This is a genomic window from Saccharothrix sabaoui (genome assembly GCF_051756985.1).
Lineage (GTDB): Bacteria > Actinomycetota > Actinomycetes > Mycobacteriales > Pseudonocardiaceae > Actinosynnema.
The window spans coordinates 1-22,147 of record NZ_JBPKJK010000145.1; the positions used below are offsets into that span (position 1 = coordinate 1).

Genomic DNA, 22,147 nt, shown 5'->3' on the forward strand with positions numbered 1-22,147 from the left:
GCGTCAAGCGCCCCGGCGTCGCCTGTGGACAGTTCACGGGCCTGTGGACAGGCGTTTCGCGATTCCGGGCGACGGGGCCACGCTGCCGGTGTGGACCTCCCGAACCGCCCCCGAGTCCTGCCCGGCCTGCCGCTGCTGCGCCGCCGGGCCGACGTCGTGCAGATCGGCACCGACCCCCGGCACGCCGTGCTGGTCGAGGAGGTGCCCGCGCCCATGTGCTCCGTGCTGCTCGGCCTCACCGGCCGCCACACCCTCGCCGAGCTGCGCGACCAGCTCGCGCCCCACGGCACGCAGGCCGCCGAGCTGACGGGCGTGCTGCACGGGCTGGCGCGGGCCGGCCTGGTCGAGGAGTCCGTGCCGGTGCCGCACGCCAGGCTGACCGCCGAGGTGTCGTCGTGGGCGCTGCGCACCCGGCGGCCCGTCCCCCGCCTGCCCGCCGACCGGGCGGACCGGGCCGTCGTCGTGCACGGCGAGGGCCGGCTCGCGGTGACCGTCGCGACCCTCCTCGCCGCCGCCGGGGTGGGACACGTCCGGGTGGTTGCCCGGGGCCGCGTCGGGCCGGAGGACACCGGATCGGGCTACACCGACGACGACGTGGGCAGGCCGCGCTCGGTCGCCGCGGCGGCGGCCGTGGAGCGGGCGTGCGGCGGGGTCCGGCCGGCGCCCCGGCACGTCGACCTCGTCGTGCTGGCGGACGTGCTGGTGCCCGCGCCGGAGCTGCTCCGCGGCCTGCTGGCGTCGCGCACGCCGCACCTGGCCGTGCGCGTCCGGGAGGGCCTGGGCGTCGTCGGACCGCTCGTCGTGCCCGGTCGCAGCAGCTGCCTGAGGTGCGCGGACATGCACACCGCCGACCGGGACCCCGACTGGCCGGTGCTGGCCGCGCAGCTCGTCGACCGCGCCCAGCACGCCGACCTGGCCACGGTGACCGCCGCGGCGGGCTTCGCGGTCGGCCAGGCGCTGCTGGCGCTCGACCGCGGCACCGAGCTGCGCACCCGGCCGCCGACCTGGGACGCGGTCGTGGAGGTCGACGCCTTCGCCGGGGCGGTCGAGCACCGGATAGCGCCCGTGCACCCGCGCTGCGAGTGCCGTTCCGCGAGCTGACGGGTCCTCAGCCCGAGCTGTGTAGGTTTTGTGGCGTGGGGCGATCCAGCGCGACCGCGTGGACGAGCGGGGGGAGAATCACCGGGTGACCGAAATCCCGCGCAAGGCCGTGCAGCGCACCGCCAAGCTGGCCAGCCTCCCCCTCGGGGTGGCGGGCCGCGTGGTGGGCGGCTGGGGCAAGCGCCTGGCAGGCCGCAGCTCCGAGGAGGTCAGCGCCGAGGTGTCGGCGAAGACCGCCGAACAGGTGTTCGCGGTGCTCGGGCAGCTCAAGGGCGGTGCGATGAAGTTCGGCCAGGCCCTGAGCGTGTTCGAGGCCGCCGTGCCGGACGAGCTGGCCGAGCCGTACCGCGAGGCGCTGACCAAGCTCCAGACCGCCGCGCCGCCGATGCCCTCGCGCACCGTGCACCGCGTGCTGGCCGAGCAGCTCGGCACCGGGTGGGCCAAGCGGTTCTCCGAGTTCGACGACGCGCCCGCCGCGTCCGCGAGCATCGGCCAGGTGCACCGCGCGGTGTGGCACGACGGGCGCGACGTGGCCGTGAAGGTGCAGTACCCCGGCGCGGACGAGGCCCTGGAGTCCGACCTGAGGCAGCTGCTGCGGTTCAGCAGGCTGATGCAGGCGGTCATGCCGGGCGCCGAGGTGAAACCGCTGCTGGAGGAGCTGCGCGACCGGTACCTGGAGGAGCTGGACTACCGGACCGAGGCCGCCAACCAGCGGGTGTTCGCCAAGGCGTTCGCCGACGACGAGCACGTCCTGGTGCCGCGCGTGGTGGCCAGCTCGCCGAAGGTCATGGTCACCGAGTGGACCGACGGCACACCCCTGGCGAAGATCATCCGCGACGGCTCGCGGGAGGACCGCGACCTGTCCGGGCAGCTGCTGTCGGAGTTCCACTTCTCCGCGCCCAGCCGGTCGGGCCTGCTGCACGCCGACCCGCACCCCGGCAACTTCATGCTGGGCGCGGACGGCCGGCTGCGCGTCCTGGACTTCGGCGCGGTGGCCCGCCTGCCCGACGGCCTGCCCAGGACGTTGGGGCTGATGACCAGGCTGGCGCTGGAGGGGCGGCCGGCGGACCTGGAGGAGCTGCTGCGCACCGAGCACTTCATCCGACCGGGTACCGAGCTGCACGCCGAGGACGTCCTGAACTACCTGGCGCCGTTCGTCGAGCCGCTGCGCACCGAGACGTTCCACTTCACGCGCCGGTGGCTGCGGCAGCAGGCGGAGCGGGTGGGCGACCTCCGCAGCCCTGATTCGCAAACGGGAAGGTCCCTCAACCTGCCTCCCCAGTACCTGCTTGTCCACAGGGTCACGCTGGGCGCGACGGGCATCCTCTGCCAGCTCGACGCGAACGTGCAGGCCAGGGCCATCGTAGCCCGGTGGCAACCGGGCTTCGCGGACTGAGTTGTCCACAGCTTCCCGAGTTGTCCACAACTCACCCACATCCCCTGGCCGGCCCCCGCTCCCCCGGTCCACCCTCGTCCCATGGACATCGTCAAGACCGCAGAGCTGAAGGCCGCCGGCGTGCCCGGCCACGTCATCGACCTCAGGTGCCGCCCCGGCGGCCCGTGGCAGCGCATCCTGCCGGGCGTGCTGCTGCTCGGGGCGCAACCGCCCACCCGGGCCCAGCGCCTCCGGGCCGCCGTGGCCTACGCGGGACCGGGCGCGGTGATCACCGGCGCGGACGCGCTGGCCGCCCAGGGCCTGCCCGCCCGACCACCGGCCCACGTGCACCTGCTGCAACCTGCGAGCCGGCGCCGGTCGGGCGGGCCCCGGCTCGTCCTGGAGCGCACCACCCGGCCGCCGGGGGTGGTCGTGCGCGACGGCCTGCCGTTCACCGAGCCGACCAGGGCCGTCCTCGACGCGGCCCGGCACGAACCCCACCCGCTGCGCCGCCACCACGTCCTGGCGGGCGCGCTGCGGGCGGGCCTGTGCACGGTCGAGGGCCTCAACGCCGAACTGGAGGCGGGCAACAGACGGGGCACGGCGGCCACCAGGTCCGCCCTGAGACTCCTGGCCGCCACCCTGCGCTGACCGCCACCTCCCCCTGATCCCCTGTCCCGCCGGTGTCCCGCCGAGCAGGACGGCACCACCCGAGAGGAGACCTATCGCCGGTGACCGGCTCCCCAGTGGTCGGCGGGCAGCTTGCCCTCGATGTCGCGGACGTGCTCCCGCGCGCAGGCGTGGCACAGCCACTGGTCGACCCCGCGTTCCCGCTGCCGGACCCAGGCCAGCAGCTCGGCCGCGTCGGTGACCGAGGCACGGGTCCGGTCGCACCGGGCACACGTGCCGCCGGGGTCGGTCACGCCTTGCGCCCGAGGTGCACGGTGTGGGCGGCCAGCAGGAAGACGTCGTCGCGCAACCCCAGGTAGGCGGGGTCGTCCGGGTCGAGGAGCCGGCCGACTGCGCGCCGGTCGGCGGGGTGCAGCAGGTCGCCGCCGATCTCCGCGAACCACCGGAGCCGGTCGACGGCCCAGTCCCGGACCGCCCGACCGGCGGGCGCTGGGTGGTCGACGAGGTAGCTGAAGGCCGTCACGTCGAGCAGCCCGAGTTCGGCGAGCACGGTGTTCCAGCCGCCGAGCGTCCGCGCGGAGCCGGGGATGTCCTCGCGCATCCGCGAGAACCACTGGGCGCGCACCGCCGCCAGCCGCTCCTGCAACCCCGGCTCGCCCACACCCAGGTCCCACGGGAGGAACTTGCCCTCAAGCCCGCCTTCGGCCAGCGCCAGCCACCCGCCCGGCGCCAGCGCCTCCACCAACCCGGCCACGGCTACCCGCTGGTCCGGGAGGTGGTGCACCACGTTCGACGCCCACACCAGCTGGGCGGGTCCGGCGAAGTCGACGGCCCGTTCGGCGGCCAGGTCCGCCAGCACCGGCCGCACCCGGACGGAAACCGTGGTCGTGTCACCGCCGTAGGCGGCGGCCGACCGCGCCGCGCCGGTCGCCGCGTCCAGCAGCTCGGGCGTCGCGTCGACCAGCACCACCGTCCCGCCGGCGCGCGCGGACAGCGCCTCGACGAACGCGACCGCCATCCCACCGGCCCCGCACCCGACGTCGAGGACGGTCGGGTTGTCGGGCAGCGAGCGCACGAGCCGGCTCGCGACGACCCGCCGGGCATCCGCGTCCAACTCGTCGGCCTGCCGCAACATCGTCAGGCGGGACGACCAGTCGATCCCGTCGAGGGTCCCGCCGTGATCGGCCCGACCGTGGTGGTGGTGGTGGTGAGAGTGAGCAGCCACACGACGCACCGTACCGACGACCGGGCGATCCCTCGCGCCGGAACCACGCGGCACGGCACACCACCGCACCCACACCACCGCACCCACCCGACCGCGCCCACCCGACTGCGGTGGCCGGTGATCGGTGATGCGTGTCCGCGGTCTGCGATCCGCGGTCCGGGCACGGCGAGGCCCGCCCTCCCCGTATCGGACGGGAAGGGCGGGCCTGTCGTGCATCAGAGAGCGCGGGCCTTCTGGTGGGCCCGGCGCTCGGCCCAACCGGCCAGCCGACGCCACCTGCGGGCGACGACGAGGCGGTGGGCCAGCCGATGCTGTTGCGCGTATATCTCCGCGTCATGCATTCGGGATCTGGCCAGGTTTTCTTCGAGCAACATCGGGTTCCCCCTGGGGTTCAGTTCGGTGAACACGGCTTCGTCAGTGGTGGATCGGTACGTGGTCACGCGGCGGCCTCCTGGTCGGTAGCCCCCCGGACGACGGTCGCGGCGGGTGCCGCGGGAACAACGGGTGCCGCGTCCTTGCGCGGGCGCCCACGAGGACGCTTGCGCGCGATCACGGCTCCGCGCTCGAAGATCTCGCCGCCCCAGACCCCCCAGGGCTCGTGACGCGCCAGCGCACCGGCGAGGCACTCGGCGATGACCGGGCACGTGGCGCAGAACTTCTTGGCCTCCTCCAACTCCGCCGGCGCGTCGGCGAACCACAGGTCGGGGTTGTTGGTGCGGCAGGGAAGCTCCAGGCCGGCGTCCGGCGCGGTGTCGATCAGGGTCGCGACACCAGCTCCGATCAGGTCGGACTCGGTGGACAACGTCCCGTTTATCGGGACGGTCGCGGTCAACATCAGGTGGACTCCTGTCAGGGTCTTGCACGGGGTAAGTGGTCTTGCTGGAAAAACGGGGTGAAAAAACACGAAGGCCGCGGATCCGGTTACGGGTCCGCGGCCTTCGTGGGCTGGTGGCCTGACTACAGGTGTGTCAGGTACTTCGCCCTTGCGCGGACGGCGCAACGTTCTGAGTCGGGACAACGGTCGGCGCATACGGCGCCGGGACCTGGATCAGCTGAACTCGCTCTGCACCCCACGTGTGGGCGCGGCGATCGCGGGCAGACTTCTCCCCCGCGACGGGAGCCGTGCTGGACATGAGGAGAGCCCCGGTCATCAGGTAACCGGGCTTCTCGAAGCACTTGAGAGTGTTCACAGCCGGTCACCTCCTAGGGCGGTCTCGTGTCGGACGCAGCTCTTTGATTCCCCAGCGGGCGCTTCGCGCCCGGCATCAGCAGGTTATGACCCCGTGCACGGCGCGTGCAACCGGTTTTTCCAAATACCTGTCGATCGTGTGAAGTTTCCGCGTTTGCCCTGCCCAGACGGCCGGTACTCGATCATGCCGAGCGCCGGCCCGCCCGCCGGCGGGCACCCGCTGCCACCCCCGCCGGCACCCCGTCGACCACACCTGCGAGGCGGTCGGCGGCACGCCGGCACAGCGCCCGCGCGCGGGGTCCGGGGACCTCGCGCGGCAGGGCCGCGGGAGTTGTATAGCGACCCCGGTCACACGCGCGCCACCGAATTAACGCCCCGCGCCCCGTCCGCCGGGCAGGCCGGATGTCGCCCGACGAACGGGGCTCAGGGAGCGGGGAACGGGGAACGGGAGCGGGGAGCGCAGACGGTGCTCGGGCGAATGCCGGGCGAGCAGTACGCGGCCGGGCCGGGCAGGCTGCGCTCAGGTAGACGGTGCAGCCGGGTAGGCGATGCGACCAGGCGGCGCTCAGGCAGGCGGTGCGGCCGGGCAGACAGTGCGGCCGGGCAGACAGTGCTCGGGCGGGCGTGAGCGGCGAGCGACCATCGGCAGCCATCGGCGGGCTGGCGATCGGGCTGGCGATCGGGCTGGCGATCGGGCTGGCGATCGGGCTGGCGATCGGGCGGCGAGCGAGCACGCCCGCCCCGCCGCCCCGCTACCTCGCCCGCCCCGCCGGCCTGGCCGGCGGGGCCGGGAGCCGGGGGCCGGTCAGTGGTTGCTGCCGCGGACCAGGGTCAGGACGTCGTCGCCGTAGCGGTCGAGTTTGGAGGCACCGATGCCGGCGATGGCGACCAGGCCGGCGACGTCCTCGGGGCGCTGCTCGGCGATGGCCACGAGGGTGGCGTCGGTGAACACGACGTAGGCGGGCACCTTCAGCTCGCGCGCCCGGTCGGCCCGCCACGCGCGCAGCCGCGTCAGCAGCTCCTCGTCGAGGTCCGACGGGCAGGAGGCGCAGCGGCCCAGCTTGACCGACCTCGCGTCCACGAGCGCCGAACCGCAGACCCGGCACTGGGGCTTGGGCTTGCGCTGGAGCGGTTCGCGCTTGGCGGCGGCCGCGGTGCGGGAGGCCGGGTGGTCCTCGGGGACGAGGCCGTAGAGGAAGCGGCTGCGCCGGCGGTAGCGGCGACCACCCCCCGCGCGCGCCAGGGCCCACGAGAGCCACAGGTGCACCCGCGCCCGCGTGACGCCCACGTAGAGCAGCCGGCGCTCCTCCTCGACGGCCGCCTCGTCGTCGCCCGCGTGCTGGATGGGCAGGGTGCCGTCGACCAGCCCGACCAGGAACACGGCGTCCCACTCCAGGCCCTTCGCCGCGTGCAGCGACGCCAGGGTCACGCCCTCCACGGTCGGCGGGTGCTGGGCCTCGGCGCGCATCTCCAGCTCGGCGACGAACTTCGGCAGGTCGGCGCCCTCGACCGCGCCCGCCAGCTCCTCGGCCAGCTCCACGAGCGCGAGCAGCGACTCCCACTTCTCCCGGGCCGAGCCGCCGGCGGGCGGGTCGTCGGTCAGGCCGATGCCGGTCAGCACCTCGCGCACGACCTTCGGCAGCTCGCCGGACGGCTGGTGCGCCGCGGCCTGGCGCAGGGCGATCACCGCCTGCCGCACCTCGGCCCGCTGGAAGAACCGCTCGCCGCCGCGCACCTGGTAGGGCACGCCGACCTCGGCCAGCGCCTGCTCGAAGACCTCCGACTGGGCGTTCACCCGGTAGAGGACGGCGATCTCGCTGGCCGGCACGCCCTCGTCGAGCAGCTCCTTGGTGCGGCGCGCGACGGCGGCGGCCTCCAGCGTCTCGTCGTCGAACTCGGTGAACGACGGCCGCGGCCCGTCCGGGCGCTGCCCGATCAGCTTGAGCCGCGAGCCGGCGGGGCGTCCGCGCGCCCAGCTGATGACCTGGTTGGCCAGCGCCACGACCTGCGGCGTCGACCGGTAGTCGCGTTCGAGCCGGACGACGGTGGCGTGCGGGAACCGGCGCGGGAAGTTCAGCAGCGGCGCGGGCGAGGCGCCGGCGAAGGAGTAGATGGTCTGGTTGGCGTCGCCGACCACGGTCAGGTCGTCGCGCTGACCGAGCCACGCGTCGAGCACGCGCTGCTGGAGCGGCGTCACGTCCTGGTACTCGTCGACCACGAAGCACCGGTAGCGGTCGCGGAACTCCTCGGCGACGTCGCCGTGCTCCTCCAGCGCGGCGGCGGTGTGCAGCAGCAGGTCGTCGAAGTCGAGCAGCTGCGCCTGGTTCTTGAGCTGCTCGTAGGTGCGGTAGACCTGCACGACCTGCTCGGCGGACGCCGGCGTGTCGCGGCTGGTGCGGGTGGCGGCGGCCGGGTAGTCCTCGGGCGCGACGAGCGACGCCTTGGCCCACTCGATCTCGCCGGCGAGGTCGCGCAGCGAGTCCGACTCGGTCGACAGGCCCGCGCGGTTCGCGGCCTGGGCGACCAGGCGCAGCTTGTTGCGGTCGACGAGCTGCCACTGCTCGCCGCCGACCACCCGGGGCCAGAAGTAGCGGAGCTGGCGCAGCGACGCGGCGTGGAACGTGCGGGCCTGCGCGCTGTGCACGCCCAGTGCCCGCAGCCGGGTCCGCATCTCGCCCGCGGCCCGCGCGGTGAACGTGACGGCGAGGACCTGACCTGCGGCGACGTGCCCGCGCTGGACCAGGTAGGCGATGCGGTGGGTGATCGTGCGGGTCTTGCCGGTGCCCGCGCCCGCGAGGACGCAGACCGGTCCGCGCGGTGCTTCCACGGCGGCGCGCTGTTCCGGGTCCAGTCCCTCCAGCAGCCGGTCCATGCGCTGCATCCTCGCAGAGCACAGCGCGTACTCCCGTCATGGGGCGACGCGGCGCGCCGTATCCTGGTGGGTATGGCTGGTAAGCAGGACAAGGCGGCTGCCAAGGCGGCCTCCAAGGAAGCGGCGAAGGCTCGGCGCGCGGCATCGAAGCAGCGGCGCGGCCAGATCTTCGAGGCGTTCAAGATGCAGCGCCGCGAGGACAAGGCGCTCGTGCCGCTCATGCTGTTGTGCCTGCTGGGCGCGACGGCGGCGGCGTTCCTGATCGGCCTCATCTGGGACATGCAGTGGGTGCTGCTGCCCATGGGCATCGCGGTGGGCGCGCTGCTGGCGGTCATCGTGTTCGGCCGCCGGGTGCAGCGCAACGTGTACGCGAAGGCCGACGGCCAGCCGGGCGCGGCGGCGTGGGCGCTGGACAACCTGCGCGGCAAGTGGCGGGTCACCCAGGCCGTGGCGGGCACGACGAACGGCGACATGGTGCACCGGGTGCTCGGCCGGCCGGGCGTGGTCCTCGTCGCCGAGGGCGCCCCGCACCGGGTCAAGGGCCTGCTCGCGCAGGAGAAGAAGCGGGTGGCGCGGGTGATCGGCGACACCCCGATCTACGACGTCGTCGTCGGCACCGAGGAGAACCAGGTGCCGCTGCGCAAGCTCCAGGGCCACCTGATGAAGCTGCCGCGCAACATCACGACCGCCCAGGTCGACACGATCGAGAACCGCCTGACCGCGCTGGCCAGCCGGGGCGCGGCGCTGCCCAAGGGCCCGCTGCCGCAGGGCGCCAAGATGCGCAACGTGCAGCGCGCCATGCGCCGCCGCTAGACCACGTCACCGCTGCTCAGGCCCGGTCCCCGACCGGGCCTGAGCCGTTCCCGGGGCCGGTGGGCCACCGGCGGGGGCTAGCGGACGCGGATGACGACGGTGCCCGCGGCCTTGTCGTGGAGGCACCTGCCGTCGGCGTCCCACACCACGGCCGGGATGATGGGGAAGATCAGCGCCGTGCGCAGCAGCGCGCGCGGCAGTCCCACGGTCCCGGCGCCGTCCAGGCGGGCGACGCGGAGGCCGAACACCGCGTGACCAGGGGTGAAGCCGAAGAAAGCGACCGCGGTGACGGTGATCGCGAACCAGGCCAGCAGGCTCCAGTTCTTGGGCAGGTCGGGTTGCGTGAACGCCGCCGCCACGCCCGCGGACAGCGCGAAGTCGACCACGATGGCCAGGGCCCGACGCCCGGTGGAGGCCACCGAGCCGGGTCCGGACCGGGGCAGCCCGAGGCGCTCGCCCTTCCAGCGCTGCCCGGTGCCGTCACCGGAGTCGGCGCCCGGCTCCAGCGCCGCACGGGGTCCTGACAACCACGAACCGGTCCACCTGCTCACTCCACCAGAGTAAGCCCGTGCTCAGCGGGTGAGGACGGACGGTCGGGTTGCCCCACCGGGGACGCCCGTTAACACTGGCGAAACACCGGGGTGACTGCCGGGCAACACCGCGGTCTTAGTTTCGCCACGATGGCAGGCCGCAGCACGCAGCGGCGTACAACCACGCCCCCACCGCAGCAGAGGAGTCGACGAGGGTGTTCAAGAATCCCGACGAGGTCCTGAAGTTCATCTCAGACGAGGGCGTGAAGTTCGTCGACGTCCGGTTCAGCGACCTGCCCGGCGTGATGCAGCACTTCACGCTCCCGGCCTCGGCGTTCGACGCCGACGCCATCGCCGAGGGCCTCGCGTTCGACGGCTCGTCCGTGCGCGGCTTCCAGTCGATCCACGAGTCGGACATGCTGCTGCTGCCCGACCTGTACACGGCGCGCCTCGACCCGTTCCGGATCGAGAAGACCCTCATCGTCAACTTCTTCGTGCACGACCCGTTCACCCGTGAGGCGTACAGCCGCGACCCGCGCAACATCGCGCGCAAGGCCGAGCAGTACATCTCCGAGTCGGGCATCGCGGACACCGCGTACTTCGGTGCCGAGGCCGAGTTCTACATCTTCGACTCGATCCGCTTCGACACCACCGCGAACGCCTCCTTCCACGAGATCGACGCGATCTCCGGCTGGTGGAACACCGGCCGCGAGGAGGACGGCGGCAACCGCGGCTACAAGGTCAAGTACAAGGGCGGCTACTTCCCGGTCACGCCGACCGACCACTACGCCGACCTGCGCGACAAGATGGTCCTCAACATGGAGGCCCAGGGCTTCACCGTCGAGCGCGCGCACCACGAGGTGGGCACCGGCGGCCAGGCCGAGATCAACTACAGGTTCAACACGCTGCTGCACGCCGCGGACGACCTGATGCTGTTCAAGTACATCATCAAGAACACCGCGTGGCAGGCCGGCAAGACCGTCACGTTCATGCCGAAGCCGCTGTTCGGCGACAACGGCTCGGGCATGCACACCCACCAGTCGCTGTGGAAGGACGGCCAGCCGCTGTTCCACGACGAGTCCGGCTACGCGGGCCTGTCGGACACGGCGCGCCACTACATCGGCGGCATCCTGCACCACGCCCCGTCGCTGCTGGCGTTCACCAACCCCACGGTGAACTCCTACCACCGCCTGGTGCCGGGCTACGAGGCCCCGGTGTCGCTGGTCTACTCCCAGCGCAACCGCTCGGCGTGCGTGCGCATCCCGATCACCGGCAACAACCCGAAGGCCAAGCGCATCGAGTTCCGCTGCCCCGACTCGTCGGGCAACCCGTACCTGGCCTTCTCGGCCATGGTGATGGCGGGCCTCGACGGCGTGAAGAACAAGATCGAGCCGCCGGCCCCGATCGACAAGGACCTCTACGAGCTGCCGCCCGAGGAGGCCCGCGACGTCAAGCAGGTCCCGGCGACCCTCGACGCGGTGCTGGACAACCTCGAAGCGGACCACGAGTTCCTGCTGGAGGGCGGCGTCTTCACGCCGGACGTGATCGACACCTGGATCTCGTTCAAGCGCGAGGAAGAGATCAACCCGCTGCGCCTGCGCCCGAACCCGTACGAGTTCGCCCTGTACTACGACGTGTGATCCGAGCGGACCCCGGTTCGACGGCCGAGGGCCGGGTGACCAGCACGGTCACCCGGCCCTCGGCTTTCGCGTTCCCCGGGACGCGGGGACGCGGGGACGCGGGGACGCGGGGACGCGCAAGGGTCACCTCGGGACGGGGATGTCCGCCACGGTCACCGAGCCGCCGGTCGGGGCCAGTTGGCCCACGATGCCCCCGAACGTCAGCGAGAACGCGCCCGCCGCGGCCGGGACCTTCTGGTCCAGGTCCAGGTAGCCGTTGGCGCTGCCGTTCTTCGCGACCGTCACGGGCCACTTGCTGGTGGACAGGGACGCGCCGTACTCGCGCCCCGAGTCGTCGACGGCCGAGGCGGACGCGACCGGCAGGTCCATCTTCGCGGTGCTGGCGTTGACGGCCGTCACGAAGACCCGGAGCACGCCGCCGCGGTTCTCGACCTTGGTGACCTCGACGGTGAGCAGGCCGCGCGCCTGCTTCCAGGAGCCGGTGGCGGACTTGCTCCCCGCGTCGGCGGCGGGGGTCTCCGCGGTGGCGGGGCCCGCGGAGCCGAGCGCGCCGTCCAGGCCGGCGGTGTCGTCGGACGTGGTGGTGCGGGTGGACGTCGGGACCGTGCCGGCGGTCGGCTCCCGCAGCGTGACGCTCAGCGCGCCGACGCCGACGGTGCCCGCCGTGACGGCCTGGACCACGCCCAGTACCAGGAGCACGCCGAACACGACCATGCCGACCTTGAGAGCGGCGCCGCTCTTCCTGTGATGCCTCTCGTCGTCCATGACGTCCTTCGTCCGGGCGCACGCGTGCGAATGTGAGCAATCCCCGTGAAGACGTCAGTTTCGGCATCCCGAAGCCTCTGGTCAATGGTGAACGGCCCCTCATCGACGGTCGGTAGCGCCACCGCGACACGCCGTCGACCACGGGGCCGGCGCGCCGCGCCGGGCGCGGGCGGTTAGGGTCGCGCCGTGTCTGATGCTGATGACGTCGCAACCGCCGTGCAGGTCCTCTCCACCAACATCTTCGACTCCGCGTCCGAGGCCATCGAGGCGATCGCCGCCGCCGACGTGCTCGGCCTGGGCGTCAGGGTGTCCAACCGCCTCGTGCAGGACGAGGAGGACACCGACTCGCTCACCGAGGAGTGGGTGGTGGAGCTGTTCACCTCGATCCCGACCGCGGACGAGGACTGACCGCCCGAACCCCGGACGGGACCGAACACCCGAAGGGCCCCTCCCGGGGGGCCCTTCGCCCGTCAGACCACCAGCACGACCTTGCCCCGCACGTGCCCGCCCTCCAGCAGGCGGTGCGCGTCGGCGGCCCGTTCCAGCGGGAACGCCTGCTGGACCACCACCTCCAGCTCACCCGCGCCTGCGTGGGACGCGAGCCACTCCAGGTCGGCCGGCACGGGCTTGGCGTAGGCGTACTTCCCGCCGAGCCCCAGCACGTTCGGGTCGACGATCGACACGATCCGGGAGTTGTCGCGCACCAGCGCGGGCGAGTCGCCCAGCGCCGCGCCGCCCACGCAGTCGAACGCCACGTCGACCAGGCCGTCCCCGCCGACCAGCTCCGCGACGGCGTCCACCAGCGCGTCCCCGTAGGCCACCGGCTCCGCGCCGAGCGACCGCAGGAAGTCGTGGTTGCGCGGTGACGCCGTGCCGATCACCCGCGACGCGCCCAGCAGCCGCGCCACCTGCACGGCCAGGTGCCCGACGCCACCGGCGGCCGCGTGCACGAGCACGGTGTCGCCGTCGCCGACCCCGACCTTGCGCAGCGACTGGAGCGCGGTCAGGCCGGTCAGCGCCAGGCCGCCCGCCTGCTCCCAGGACAGCGACGGCGGCTTGTGCGCCAGCCCCCGCTCCGTGGCCGCGACCAGCTCCGCGTACGTGCCGTGCTGCACGTGGTCCTTGCGCTGGTAGCCGAACACCTCGTCGCCGACCGCGAACCCGTCGACGGCGGGCCCGACGGCGCGCACCACGCCGGCCACGTCCCAGCCGGGCACCAGCGGGAAGTGGTGGGGCATCGACGCCGCCACGTACCCGGCGCGCACCAGCCGGTCGACCGGGTTCACCCCAGCGGCACGCACCTCGACCAGCACCTGGTCGAGGGCGATGGCGGGGTCGGGCAGGTCCCGCAGGACCAGGACGTCGGCGTCCCCGAACTCGTTCTGCGCTATCGCCTTCACGACCCCCAGTGTTCAGGAACCGTAGAAAACGCGCTCGATCACGGCGCGCGCCCGCCTCGTCGTGCGCCGGTAGGAGTCGAGGAAGCCGCCCGGGTCGTCGGGGTGCCCCATCGCGGACGCCACGGCCGCCAGGTCGCGCCCGGCGGTGGGCAGCTGGTCGCCGGGCTTGCCGCGGACCAGCACGACGGCGTTGCGCGCCCTGGTGGCGGTCGTCCACGCCTCCATCAGCGCCGACGCGTCCTCCGCCGCGATCAGGCCCGCCTCGGTGGCCGCCTTCATCCCCCGAACGGTCGACGGCGTGCGCAGCGCGGGCACCTCGTGGGCGTGCTGGAGCTGGAGCAGCTGCACGGTCCACTCGACGTCCGCCAGCCCGCCGCGACCGAGCTTGGTGTGCGTGGACGGGTCGGCGCCGCGCGGCAGCCGCTCGGCCTCCACGCGCGCCTTGATGCGCCGGATCTCCCGCACGGCCGCCGCGTCCAGCCCGGCCGCCGGGTACCGGACGGGGTTCACCGCGTCGATGAACCGCTCCCCCAGCGCCGCGTCGCCCGCGATGAACCGCGCCCGCAGCAGCGCCTGCGCCTCCCACAGCTCCGACCACTGCGCGTAGTAGGCGCGGTAGGAGTCGAGGGTGCGCACCAGCGGCCCCTGCCTGCCCTCGGGCCTCAGGTCCGCGTCGACCTGCAACGCCGGGTCCTGGCTGGGCGCGGCCAGCAGCCGCCGCACCGCCTCCACCACGGACGACGCGTACTTCGCCGCGTCGGCGTCGCTCACCCCGGGCGCGGGCTCGCACACGAACAGCACGTCGGCGTCCGACCCGTAGCCCAGCTCCCGCCCGCCCAGGCGGCCCATGCCGATGACGGCGATGGACGCCGCCCGCTCCCCGGACGACCGCACCACGGCGTCCAGCGCGGCCTGGAGCACGGCCACCCACACCTCGGACAGCGACACGCACACCGTGCGCAGCGGCACGAGGCCCAGCAGGTCCGCCGACGCCACCCGCAGCAGCTCCTGGCGGCGCAGCGACCGGGCCGCGGTGACCGCGCGCTCCAGGTCGCTGTAGCGGGACACGGTGCTGCGCAGCGGGTTGCCGATCGTCATCGGGTCGCGGCCGACGAGGGCGTCGGTGTCGGCCAGCAGCCGCAGCACCTCGGGCGCCCGCACGAGCAGGTCGGGCACGAGCTTCGACGTGCCGAGCAGCGCGGCGAGCCGGTCGACGACGGTGCCCTCGTCGCGCAGCAGCCGCAGGTACCAGGGGGTCTCGGCGAGCGCCTCGGACACCCGGCGGTAGGCCAGCAGCCCGCCGTCGGGGTCGGGGGTGGCGGCGAACAGGTCGAGCAGCACCGGCAGCAGCGCGCCCTGGATGCGCGCCCGCCGCGACACGCCCCTGGTCAGCGCCTCGATGTGCTTGAGCGCGCCGTCCGGCGCGGCGTAGCCGAGGGCGGCCAGCCGGGCGGTGGCCTGCGCGGTGGTCAGCCGCAGCGCCTCGGTCGGCACGTTCGCGACGGCCTGGAGCAGCGGCCGGTAGAACAGCTTCTCGTGCAGCCTGCGCACCTGGTTGCCGCGCTTGCGGAACTCGGCGAGCAGCACCTGCCCCTCCGACTGCCCGCCCTCGGCCGGCACGCCCGACGCGCGGGCCAGCCGGCGCAGCGCCGCGTCGTCGTCGTCGGCCGGGAACAGGTGCGTGCGCAGCAGCCGCTGGAGCTGCAACCGGTGCTCCAGGGTGCGCAGGAACCGGTAGGCGCGGCCGAAGTCCGCCGCGTCCGCCCGCCCCACGTACCCGCCGCGGCCCAGCGCCTCCAGCGCCGCCGTCGTCGCCTGGATGCGCAGCTCCTCGTCCGCCCGCCCGTGCACCAGCTGGAGCAGCTGCACGGCGAACTCGACGTCCCGCAGCCCGCCCCGGCCCAGCTTCAGCTCCCGCCCGGCCAGGTCCACCGGCACGTGGTCCTCGACGCGGCGGCGCATCGCCTGCACGTCGGGCACGAAGTCCTCGCGCTCGGCGGCGGTCCACACCAGCGGGCGCACCACCTCCAGGTAGCGCCGCCCCAGCTCCTCGTCCCCGGCGACCGGCCGCGCCTTGAGCAGCGCCTGGAACTCCCACGTCCGCGCCCACCGCCGGTAGTACGAGGCGTGCCCGTCCAGCGTGCGCACCAGGGCGCCCGCCTTGCCCTCCGGCCGCAGCGCCGCGTCCACCTCGAAGCACGCCTGCCCCGCCACCTGCATCAGCGTGCTGGCCAGGCGGGTCGCCACGGCCGTGTCGCCCTCGCCGACGAACACCACGTCCACGTCGCTGACGTAGTTCAGCTCCCGCGCGCCGCACTTGCCCATCGCGACCACCGCGAGCGAGCACTCGTCCGAGCGCGGCACCTGTCGGCCCGCCACGTCCAGCGCGGCCCGCAGCGCGGCCACCGCCAGGTCCGACAGCAGGCCCGCGACGTCGTCGTAGGCCACGTACGGCTGGTCGGGCTCGGCGACGTGCGCGAGGTCCTCCGCGGCGACCCGGCACAGCAGCGCCCGGTACTCCAGCCGCAGCGCCCGCACCGCGTCCGCCCCGGTCAGCCCCTCGACCGCGCCGACCAGCGCGGGGGCGAACCCGGCGGCGTCCACCGGCTCGTCGTCGGCCAGGCCGCGCCACCGGTCGGGGTTGGCGGCCAGGAAGTCGGACAGCGCCGTGGACGTGCCCAGCACCGCGAGCAGCCGCCCGCGCAGCGCCCCGTTGTCGCGCAGCGCGCCGTCCAGCTCGGCCCACCCGTCGCCCAGCGCCACCCGCAGCCGGTCCACGCCGCGCAGCGCCTGGTCGGGGTCGGGGCTGCGGGACAGGGCGAACAGGATCGACTCGGCCCCCTCGGCGGGCCGGCGCTCCTCCCACCACCCGGCGGCGCGCAGGTGCTCGCCGCTGCGCGCCTCGGTCAGGCCGAACCTCGCGGGGGACGTGGGGGTGCGGGCTGGATCGGTCATCGACGAACACCGTAGTCCGCCGGCGGTCCCGACGAAGCCCTCAGCCGGCCACGATCAAGTAGATGCCGAACAACACGACGGTCACGCACGCCAGCAGGCAGGCCAGCGCGCCGGCCGTGGGCAGCGCCACCGACGCGCCGCGCTCCCGCGCCGACTCCCGCGCCGACCAGGCCCGCAGCCCCACCGAGAACAGCACGACCAGCCCCAGCACGGCGGCCAGGCTCACCACGAACACGGCGCCGAGCGCCGCCCAGTCGACCTTCACACCGCCACCTTGTGCGTCTCGGCCTGCGCCGCGATCTCGTCCACGACGTGCTCGGGCCGCACCGGCTCGCGCCGCGACAGCAGCCAGATGCCCAGCGCCACCGCCACGCCCGCCACCGCGACCGCGACCACGCCCACCGTGCCCGTCGAGGCGACCTTGCCCGCGAGCGCGCCCACGAGGCCCGCCGCCGGCAGGGTCAGCACCCACGCCGCCGCCATCCGACCGGCCACGTTCCACCGCACGCCGTCGAGCTGCCTGCCCAGGCCGGAGCCCATGATGCCGCCGGACGCGACGTGCGTGGTGGACAGCGCGAAGCCCAGGTGCGACGACGCCATGATCACGGTCGCCGCGCTGGTCTGCGCCGCGAAGCCCTGCGGCGCCTCGATCGTGGTCAGGCCCTTGCCGAGGGTCTGCGTGATGCGCCACCCGCCCAGGTAGGTGCCCAGCGCGATGGCCACGGCCGCGCTCAGGATCACCCACATGGGCGGTTCCGCGCCCGGCGCGAGCGTGCCCGCCGTGATCAGGGTGAGCGTGATGATGCCCATGGTCTTCTGCGCGTCGTTCGTGCCGTGCGCGAGGGACATCAGCGCGGCCGAGGCGATCTGACCCGCCTTGAAGCCCTTCTCGCTCACCGAGCGCCGCGTGCCCTTGGTGAGCCGGTAGGTCAGGTAGGTCGCCAGCAGCGCCACGACGCCCGCGACCAGCGGCGCGGCGATCGCGGGGGCCACGACCTTGTCGACGACCTTCGCGAAGTGCACGGCGTCCGCGCCCGAGGCGATCCAGGTGGCCCCGATGAGCCCGCCGAACAGGGCGTGCGACGAGCTGGACGGCAACCCGACGTACCAGGTCACGAGGTTCCACACGATCGCGCCGACCAGGCCGCCGAACACGATCGCGGGGGTGATCCTCGCGTCGTCGACGATCCCGCCGGAGATGGTCTTGGCGACCTCGACCGACAGCAACGCGCCCACCAGGTTCAACACCGCGGAGAACGCGACGGCCGTGCGCGGCCGCAGGGCGCCGGTGGCGATGGAGGTCGCCATCGAGTTCGCGGTGTCGTGGAAGCCGTTGGTGAAGTCGAAGGCCAAGGCGGTGACGACCACGATGATGACGAGGAGCGAGGCATCCACGCTGATTCCTCCGGCTGAACCGACACAGTCGTAGGTGAACGCTACCCGGCTGGCCGATGAACGCTCACATCATCCTGTCCTCATCGGACGTTCGTCACACCAGCGGCAGTTGCCGGTGGATCGTCAGCCCACCCGAGGCCAGGCGCACGAATCGTTCGGCGAAGGGCTGCCACACCTCCCGGATGTCCTCGTGGGCATCGGCCAGCCGGTCCGGGTCGAACTGCCCGGAAGCACCCCCGGGGTACCCGGAGTCCCACTTCAGAACCACCTCGGGCGTCGTCTCGACGTGGAACTGGAGGCCGTAGGCGTTCTCGCCGACCCGGAACGCCTGGTTGGCGCACACCGGCGAGGACGCCAGCAGCGTCGCCGACGGCGGCAGGGTCGACACCTCGTCCAGGTGGAACTGGAGCACGTCCGGCGTCCACGGCAGCTCCGCGAACAGCGGGTCCTGCGCCGCCACGTCCCGCTTGGCGACCAGCCGCACGCCGATCTCGGGTCGTTCGGCCTCCCGAACCCGCCCGCCGGTGGCGACCGCGAGCAGCTGAGCACCCAGGCAGATCGCCAGCACCGGGACCCGCTTCGACACCGCGTGCGACAGCAGCAGCCGCACGTCGGCCAGCCACGGGTGCGCCTCGTCGTCGAGGGCGCCCATCGCGCCGCCCAGGCACACCACGCCGCGGTAGTCGTCCAGGGTCGCGGGCAGCGGCCGTTCGGCGGGGTCCACCACGTCCAGCACCGCCCCGGCGGCGGTCAGCCACTCGCCGAGGCGGGCCGGCGGGTCGTCGCGGTCGGGTTGCAGCACGAGCAGTCGCGTCACCCGGCCGAGGGTAGATCAGCAGGCGCAGGCGACCCCGTGCAGGCCGGTCCGCCCCACCGCGCCACCGCCCTCGACCTCGCTGCTCCCGACCTCGCTGCTCCCGACCTCGTCGCCCTCGACCGGGTAGCCGGCGGCCCGCCAGGTCGTGATGCCGCCGGTGAGCCGCTTGACCCGGAACCCCAGCTCGCTGAGCCGCAACGCGCCCTTGGTGGCGGCGTTGCACGCGGAGCTCTCGCAGTAGCAGACGTAGACCAGGTCGCGGTCCCAGCCCGCGGTGGTGACCTCGTCGACCTCCCAGTGCGGCAGGTTGACCGCGCCGGGGACGCGGACCCGCTCGAACGCCTCCCGGCTGCGGGTCTCCACGAGCCGGAACCCGGCGGTCGCACCGGCCGCCAGGTCGCGGACGACGTCGTCCGGGTCGGCCTCGAACGCGAGCTGCGCGGCGAAGAAGGCGGCGGCGGAGGCGGGCTCGGCGGCGGGGAAGCGGAGTGTGTTCGTCATGGGGAAATCCTCGCCGGGCGGCGCCGGCGGACCCATGCGGAAGTCCAGGCGTTCCCGGTGTCCCGCCTACGATTCCGCGGTGGAACTCGACGACCTGGATTGGAAGTTGTTGGACCTGCTCCAGCGGGACGGGCGGATGACGTTCACCGAGCTGGCCCGGCGGGTCTCGCTGTCCGCGCCGGCCACGACCGAGCGCGTGCGGCGGCTGGAGCAGGCGGGCGTCGTCACCGGGTACGCGGCGGTGGTCGACCCGCAACGCCTCGGCCTGCCCATCGAGGCCATCGTGCGGGTGCGCGTGCGCAGCCTCGACACGCCCCGCTTCCGCGAGCGCGTGGTCACCCTGGCGCAGGTCCGCGACGCCGACCACGTGACCGGGGACGACTGCTGGCTGCTGCGCGTGCTCTGCCGGTCGATGGTCGAGCTGGAGGAGTTCGTCGAGGTGGCCCAGCGCTACGGCGACACCACCACGTCCCTGGTCTTCTCCTCGCACGCCCGCAACCGGCCCGTGACGCGCGACGTCCTCGGGGGTATCGTTTCTCGATAGCATCGATAAACGATACGGGGGGCGGCATGGGGGACGGGGCACCGTTACGACCGCACCACACCGCCGCGGGTCCGGGACGACGCGGTGAGCGCGGCGCGCTGGGCGTGTTCGCCCGCCTGGTCCGGCTGATGTGGGCCGTCGCCGTCGTCGTCGCCGGGATCGCCGTGCTCTCGGTGTTCTCGGCGGGGGCGCTGAGCCTGTGCTTCGGGACGGCCCTCGGCACGCACGTGCTGCGCTCCGTCGATCGCGACGGGGCGAGCCTGGGCGCGCAGGCGCTGCGGGTGTGCCTGGAGGACCCGACGGCCTGGGACCGCGCGCTCGTCATCGTCGAGCGGGCACTGCCGGTGGTCGGCTACGCCGTCCTGTCCCACCTGCTGCTCCGGGTGCTGGAACGCGCCGTCCGGGACGGCGCCCACACCGCCGCCACCGCGAACCGCGTCCGGGTCCTCGGCTGGGCGACCCTCGTCCTGCCGCTGGTGACCACCCTGGCGCAGGCCGTCGCCCGGATCGAGCTGCTGACGCCCCTCGTCCCCGAGCTGACGAGCCACTACACCCGCCTGCCAATGGAGTGGGACGTGCCGTGGTGGGCGGTCGTCACCGGGGTCGGGCTGCCGGCCATGTCGACGATCATGCGGGCGGGCGCGGAGATGCGCCTCGACCTGGAGGGGACCGTGTGATGGCGGCACCGGAGCCGGACCCGTTGCGCCCCCTGCTGCGGGCAGCGGGCTTCCTGTGGCCGTTCGCCGCCGTCGTGACCGCCGGCGGCTCGCTCTACGGGGCCGTGACGTCCGCCCTCGGCCTGTGGCCGGTGTGCTTCCGGACCGGCCTGCGCGCCCGGGACTTCGGCGACGGCCGGCTGCGCGACGGCGTGACCGCCGGGGTCGAGCGGGTGCGGGTGTGCATCGACGACCCCACGGCCGGGCAGCGGGTCCTGGGCGTCCTCAACGACCTGCCCCGCTCCCTCTGCTACGCCGCCGCGCTGTTCCTGCTGCTGGTGGTCCTCAAGCGCGCCGCCGAGGAGGGCGTCCACACCGCCGCCACCGCGGCCGGGGTCCGGCGCGTCGGCTGGTTCGTGCTGGTGTCGCTGCCCGCCGCGGCGCTGCTGGAGGCGTTCACCGCCGCGCGGCTGCTCCAGGGCGTCGTGGACCGCGACCTGGAGGCCGTCGAGTTCCTCGGCGACGTGGCCTTCCCCTGGTGGGCGGTGGTCGCCGGAGCCGGCCTGCTCACGCTCGGCAGGATCGTGCGCACCGGCGCGGAGATGCGCGAGGACCTGGAGGGGACCGTGTGAGCATCGAGGTGCACCTCGACCGGCTGCTGGCCGAGCGCGGCATGACGCTGACCGAGCTGGCCGAACGCGTCGGCGTGACGGTGGTCAACCTGTCCGTCCTCAAGAACGGGCGTGCCAGGGCCATCCGCTTCAGCACCCTGACCGCGCTGTGCGACGTGCTGGGGTGCCAGCCCGGCGACCTGCTCAGCCACAGCCCCGTCAGGACGGACGCGGGGTGAACACGAACTCCGCCGCGTCGACCACCGGGCGGAACCCGATCCGCTGGTAGATCGAGTTCGACGTCGGGTTCGCCAGGTCCGTGAACAGCACCACGTGCTCCGCGCCGCTCTCCCGCGCCCACGACGCGCACGCCGCCGTGACCGCCGTGCCGTACCCGTGCCCGCGGTGCTCGGGCGGCGTGTAGACCGGGCCGATGCGGGACATGCCCGACGCGGGCGCGTTCGCCGACGCCCACGACACCGGCACGTCGTCGTGGAACCAGAGCAGGTGCCCGGCACCCGCCGCGATGCTCGCCCGCAGGACGCGCGCCGACTCCTCGGCGGCGGCCTGGTCGCGTCCCACGCCCATCGCCTCGATGGCGAAGTCCGTGCGCCACCCGGTCAGCAGCTCCACGTCGTCCTCCGACGCCAGGCGGGCCTGCCCCGGCACCTCGGGGACCACCGGGTCGCCCAGTTGGTAGAGCCGCTGGGCCATGTGTTCCTGAGCACCCTGTGCCGTGCGGGCCGCCCAGGCGACGACGAACGCCTCCACCGCGTCACGCGGGCCGTTCACGCCCGGCAGCTCCACGTCACCCGCCAACGCGTCCGCGAGCGTCTCCGCCCACCTCGCCGGCACACCGCTGAGCGTCAACGGCCACGGCGGCGTGCGCAGGGCCGCGGCCACCAGCACGTCGTCCTCGCAGATCGTCACCAGCAGCGGCGGCTGGTCGTCCGGGTCGGGGTGGTCCAACCTGCGCGCCACGGCGGCGATCGGCACGGTGTGCAGCACCGGGTCCGCCTTGAAGAACTCGCCGGTCAGCTCCCAGAACTCCGCAAGGTCCTCGTGCTTCGTCACCTCGGCCACGGCGTGACGTTAACGCAAAAAAGCCCTCAGGGGCACTCGGATATC

24 protein-coding genes are annotated in these 22,147 nt (G+C 73.7%); 10 read left to right on the top strand and 14 right to left on the bottom strand.

Features of this window, described 5'->3' with window-relative positions; translation table 11 throughout:
* Nucleotides 1–90: 90 nt before the first annotated feature.
* From ACR807_RS32480 to ACR807_RS32490, 3 genes are all read left to right on the top strand, one after another.
* Nucleotides 91–1,101 (top strand): TOMM precursor leader peptide-binding protein, encoded by a 1,011-nt coding sequence (locus ACR807_RS32480; RefSeq protein ID WP_438925289.1) that lies wholly within the window; start codon nucleotides 91–93, stop codon nucleotides 1,099–1,101.
* 85 nt (nucleotides 1,102–1,186) lie between these two features.
* Nucleotides 1,187–2,497: an ABC1 kinase family protein gene (locus ACR807_RS32485; protein ID WP_438925290.1), complete on the top strand. Its 1,311-nt coding sequence runs from the start codon at nucleotides 1,187–1,189 to the stop codon at nucleotides 2,495–2,497.
* Nucleotides 2,498–2,578: 81 nt separating this feature from the next.
* Complete coding sequence (locus ACR807_RS32490) at nucleotides 2,579–3,127, top strand: hypothetical protein (RefSeq protein ID WP_438925291.1); 549 nt, start codon at nucleotides 2,579–2,581, stop codon at nucleotides 3,125–3,127.
* Between the two features lie 71 nt (nucleotides 3,128–3,198).
* On the opposite strand, the gene ACR807_RS32495 is transcribed toward ACR807_RS32490, so the two are convergent.
* The 5 genes from ACR807_RS32495 to ACR807_RS32515 all read right to left on the bottom strand — a co-directional run bounded on the left by ACR807_RS32495 (nucleotide 3,199) and on the right by ACR807_RS32515 (nucleotide 8,401).
* Complete coding sequence (locus tag ACR807_RS32495; protein ID WP_438925292.1) at nucleotides 3,199–3,399, bottom strand: hypothetical protein; 201 nt, start codon at nucleotides 3,397–3,399, stop codon at nucleotides 3,199–3,201.
* Nucleotides 3,396–4,331 carry a class I SAM-dependent methyltransferase gene (locus tag ACR807_RS32500; protein WP_438925293.1) on the bottom strand — a complete coding sequence of 312 codons (936 nt, stop codon included), beginning with the start codon at nucleotides 4,329–4,331 and terminating at the stop codon, nucleotides 3,396–3,398. Before ACR807_RS32500 ends, ACR807_RS32495 begins: the two co-directional genes overlap by 4 nt.
* A 215-nt stretch (nucleotides 4,332–4,546) precedes the next feature.
* Nucleotides 4,547–4,771 carry a putative WhiB-interacting protein gene (locus tag ACR807_RS32505; RefSeq protein ID WP_438925294.1) on the bottom strand — a complete coding sequence of 75 codons (225 nt, stop codon included), beginning with the start codon at nucleotides 4,769–4,771 and terminating at the stop codon, nucleotides 4,547–4,549.
* Complete coding sequence (locus ACR807_RS32510) at nucleotides 4,768–5,166, bottom strand: WhiB family transcriptional regulator (RefSeq protein WP_438925295.1); 399 nt, start codon at nucleotides 5,164–5,166, stop codon at nucleotides 4,768–4,770. Before ACR807_RS32510 ends, ACR807_RS32505 begins: the two co-directional genes overlap by 4 nt.
* A 1,159-nt stretch (nucleotides 5,167–6,325) precedes the next feature.
* Nucleotides 6,326–8,401: an ATP-dependent DNA helicase UvrD2 gene (locus ACR807_RS32515; protein ID WP_438925296.1), complete on the bottom strand. Its 2,076-nt coding sequence runs from the start codon at nucleotides 8,399–8,401 to the stop codon at nucleotides 6,326–6,328.
* 63 nt (nucleotides 8,402–8,464) lie between these two features.
* Here ACR807_RS32515 and ACR807_RS32520 point away from each other — a divergent pair, with 63 nt between their 5' ends.
* Nucleotides 8,465–9,205, top strand: a complete 741-nt coding sequence (locus ACR807_RS32520) for a DUF4191 domain-containing protein (RefSeq protein WP_438925297.1) — start codon at nucleotides 8,465–8,467, stop codon at nucleotides 9,203–9,205.
* Between the two features lie 77 nt (nucleotides 9,206–9,282).
* Here the strand turns inward: ACR807_RS32520 and ACR807_RS32525 are convergent, their stop codons facing one another.
* Nucleotides 9,283–9,756 carry an RDD family protein gene (locus tag ACR807_RS32525; protein WP_438925298.1) on the bottom strand — a complete coding sequence of 158 codons (474 nt, stop codon included), beginning with the start codon at nucleotides 9,754–9,756 and terminating at the stop codon, nucleotides 9,283–9,285.
* A gap of 194 nt (nucleotides 9,757–9,950) precedes the next feature.
* Between ACR807_RS32525 and glnA the strand changes: the two genes are divergently transcribed.
* Entirely contained in the window at nucleotides 9,951–11,375 is a 1,425-nt protein-coding gene (glnA, locus tag ACR807_RS32530; RefSeq protein WP_438925299.1) for a type I glutamate--ammonia ligase, read from the top strand.
* Nucleotides 11,376–11,498: 123 nt separating this feature from the next.
* Here the strand turns inward: glnA and ACR807_RS32535 are convergent, their stop codons facing one another.
* Nucleotides 11,499–12,140, bottom strand: coding sequence for a hypothetical protein (locus tag ACR807_RS32535; protein ID WP_438925300.1), 642 nt, complete (start codon nucleotides 12,138–12,140; stop codon nucleotides 11,499–11,501).
* A 186-nt stretch (nucleotides 12,141–12,326) separates the two neighbouring features.
* Here ACR807_RS32535 and ACR807_RS32540 point away from each other — a divergent pair, with 186 nt between their 5' ends.
* On the top strand, nucleotides 12,327–12,548 hold the full coding sequence (locus ACR807_RS32540) for a hypothetical protein (RefSeq protein WP_438925301.1): 222 nt from the start codon (nucleotides 12,327–12,329) through the stop codon (nucleotides 12,546–12,548).
* A 62-nt stretch (nucleotides 12,549–12,610) separates the two neighbouring features.
* Here ACR807_RS32540 and ACR807_RS32545 read toward each other — a convergent pair whose 3' ends face one another.
* From ACR807_RS32545 to ACR807_RS32570, 6 genes are all read right to left on the bottom strand, one after another.
* Nucleotides 12,611–13,540 carry an NADP-dependent oxidoreductase gene (locus ACR807_RS32545; RefSeq protein ID WP_438925302.1) on the bottom strand — a complete coding sequence of 310 codons (930 nt, stop codon included), beginning with the start codon at nucleotides 13,538–13,540 and terminating at the stop codon, nucleotides 12,611–12,613.
* A gap of 12 nt (nucleotides 13,541–13,552) precedes the next feature.
* Nucleotides 13,553–16,495 carry a bifunctional [glutamine synthetase] adenylyltransferase/[glutamine synthetase]-adenylyl-L-tyrosine phosphorylase gene (locus ACR807_RS32550; protein ID WP_438925303.1) on the bottom strand — a complete coding sequence of 981 codons (2,943 nt, stop codon included), beginning with the start codon at nucleotides 16,493–16,495 and terminating at the stop codon, nucleotides 13,553–13,555.
* Nucleotides 16,496–16,535: 40 nt separating this feature from the next.
* Entirely contained in the window at nucleotides 16,536–16,760 is a 225-nt protein-coding gene (locus ACR807_RS32555) for a hypothetical protein (RefSeq protein ID WP_438925304.1), read from the bottom strand.
* A complete protein-coding gene (locus ACR807_RS32560) occupies nucleotides 16,757–17,890 on the bottom strand; it encodes an inorganic phosphate transporter (RefSeq protein WP_438925305.1) in 1,134 nt (377 codons plus the stop codon). Before ACR807_RS32560 ends, ACR807_RS32555 begins: the two co-directional genes overlap by 4 nt.
* A gap of 94 nt (nucleotides 17,891–17,984) precedes the next feature.
* Nucleotides 17,985–18,707 carry a type 1 glutamine amidotransferase gene (locus ACR807_RS32565; protein WP_438925306.1) on the bottom strand — a complete coding sequence of 241 codons (723 nt, stop codon included), beginning with the start codon at nucleotides 18,705–18,707 and terminating at the stop codon, nucleotides 17,985–17,987.
* Nucleotides 18,708–18,722: 15 nt separating this feature from the next.
* On the bottom strand, nucleotides 18,723–19,208 hold the full coding sequence (locus tag ACR807_RS32570; protein ID WP_438925307.1) for a rhodanese-like domain-containing protein: 486 nt from the start codon (nucleotides 19,206–19,208) through the stop codon (nucleotides 18,723–18,725).
* 79 nt (nucleotides 19,209–19,287) lie between these two features.
* Here ACR807_RS32570 and ACR807_RS32575 point away from each other — a divergent pair, with 79 nt between their 5' ends.
* The 4 genes from ACR807_RS32575 to ACR807_RS32590 are packed head-to-tail and all read left to right on the top strand — an operon-like array spanning nucleotide 19,288 to nucleotide 21,258.
* Nucleotides 19,288–19,752, top strand: a complete 465-nt coding sequence (locus tag ACR807_RS32575) for an Lrp/AsnC family transcriptional regulator (RefSeq protein WP_438925308.1) — start codon at nucleotides 19,288–19,290, stop codon at nucleotides 19,750–19,752.
* Nucleotides 19,753–19,778: 26 nt separating this feature from the next.
* Complete coding sequence (locus ACR807_RS32580) at nucleotides 19,779–20,429, top strand: hypothetical protein (RefSeq protein ID WP_438925309.1); 651 nt, start codon at nucleotides 19,779–19,781, stop codon at nucleotides 20,427–20,429.
* A complete protein-coding gene (locus ACR807_RS32585) occupies nucleotides 20,429–21,040 on the top strand; it encodes a hypothetical protein (protein ID WP_438925310.1) in 612 nt (203 codons plus the stop codon). The genes ACR807_RS32580 and ACR807_RS32585 overlap by 1 nt, the downstream gene beginning before the upstream one ends.
* Nucleotides 21,037–21,258 carry a helix-turn-helix domain-containing protein gene (locus ACR807_RS32590; protein ID WP_438925311.1) on the top strand — a complete coding sequence of 74 codons (222 nt, stop codon included), beginning with the start codon at nucleotides 21,037–21,039 and terminating at the stop codon, nucleotides 21,256–21,258. Before ACR807_RS32585 ends, ACR807_RS32590 begins: the two co-directional genes overlap by 4 nt.
* Here the strand turns inward: ACR807_RS32590 and ACR807_RS32595 are convergent.
* Nucleotides 21,239–22,102 carry a GNAT family N-acetyltransferase gene (locus ACR807_RS32595; RefSeq protein ID WP_438925312.1) on the bottom strand — a complete coding sequence of 288 codons (864 nt, stop codon included), beginning with the start codon at nucleotides 22,100–22,102 and terminating at the stop codon, nucleotides 21,239–21,241. The genes ACR807_RS32590 and ACR807_RS32595 overlap by 20 nt on opposite strands.
* Between the last annotated feature and the right edge of the window lie 45 nt (nucleotides 22,103–22,147).

Excerpts from the sequence above, each read along its gene's own strand:
- ACR807_RS32490 (WP_438925291.1), top strand. The coding sequence starts at position 2,579 with ATGGACATCGTCAAGACCGCAGAGCTGAAGGCCGCCGGCGTGCCCGGC.
- ACR807_RS32510 (WP_438925295.1), bottom strand. The coding sequence starts at position 5,166 with ATGTTGACCGCGACCGTCCCGATAAACGGGACGTTGTCCACCGAGTCC.
- ACR807_RS32515 (WP_438925296.1), bottom strand. The coding sequence starts at position 8,401 with ATGCAGCGCATGGACCGGCTGCTGGAGGGACTGGACCCGGAACAGCGC.
- ACR807_RS32520 (WP_438925297.1), top strand. The coding sequence starts at position 8,465 with ATGGCTGGTAAGCAGGACAAGGCGGCTGCCAAGGCGGCCTCCAAGGAA.
- ACR807_RS32535 (WP_438925300.1), bottom strand. The coding sequence starts at position 12,140 with ATGGACGACGAGAGGCATCACAGGAAGAGCGGCGCCGCTCTCAAGGTC.
- ACR807_RS32550 (WP_438925303.1), bottom strand. The coding sequence starts at position 16,495 with ATGACCGATCCAGCCCGCACCCCCACGTCCCCCGCGAGGTTCGGCCTG.
- ACR807_RS32570 (WP_438925307.1), bottom strand. The coding sequence starts at position 19,208 with ATGACGAACACACTCCGCTTCCCCGCCGCCGAGCCCGCCTCCGCCGCC.
- ACR807_RS32580 (WP_438925309.1), top strand. The coding sequence starts at position 19,779 with ATGGGGGACGGGGCACCGTTACGACCGCACCACACCGCCGCGGGTCCG.
- ACR807_RS32585 (WP_438925310.1), top strand. The coding sequence starts at position 20,429 with ATGGCGGCACCGGAGCCGGACCCGTTGCGCCCCCTGCTGCGGGCAGCG.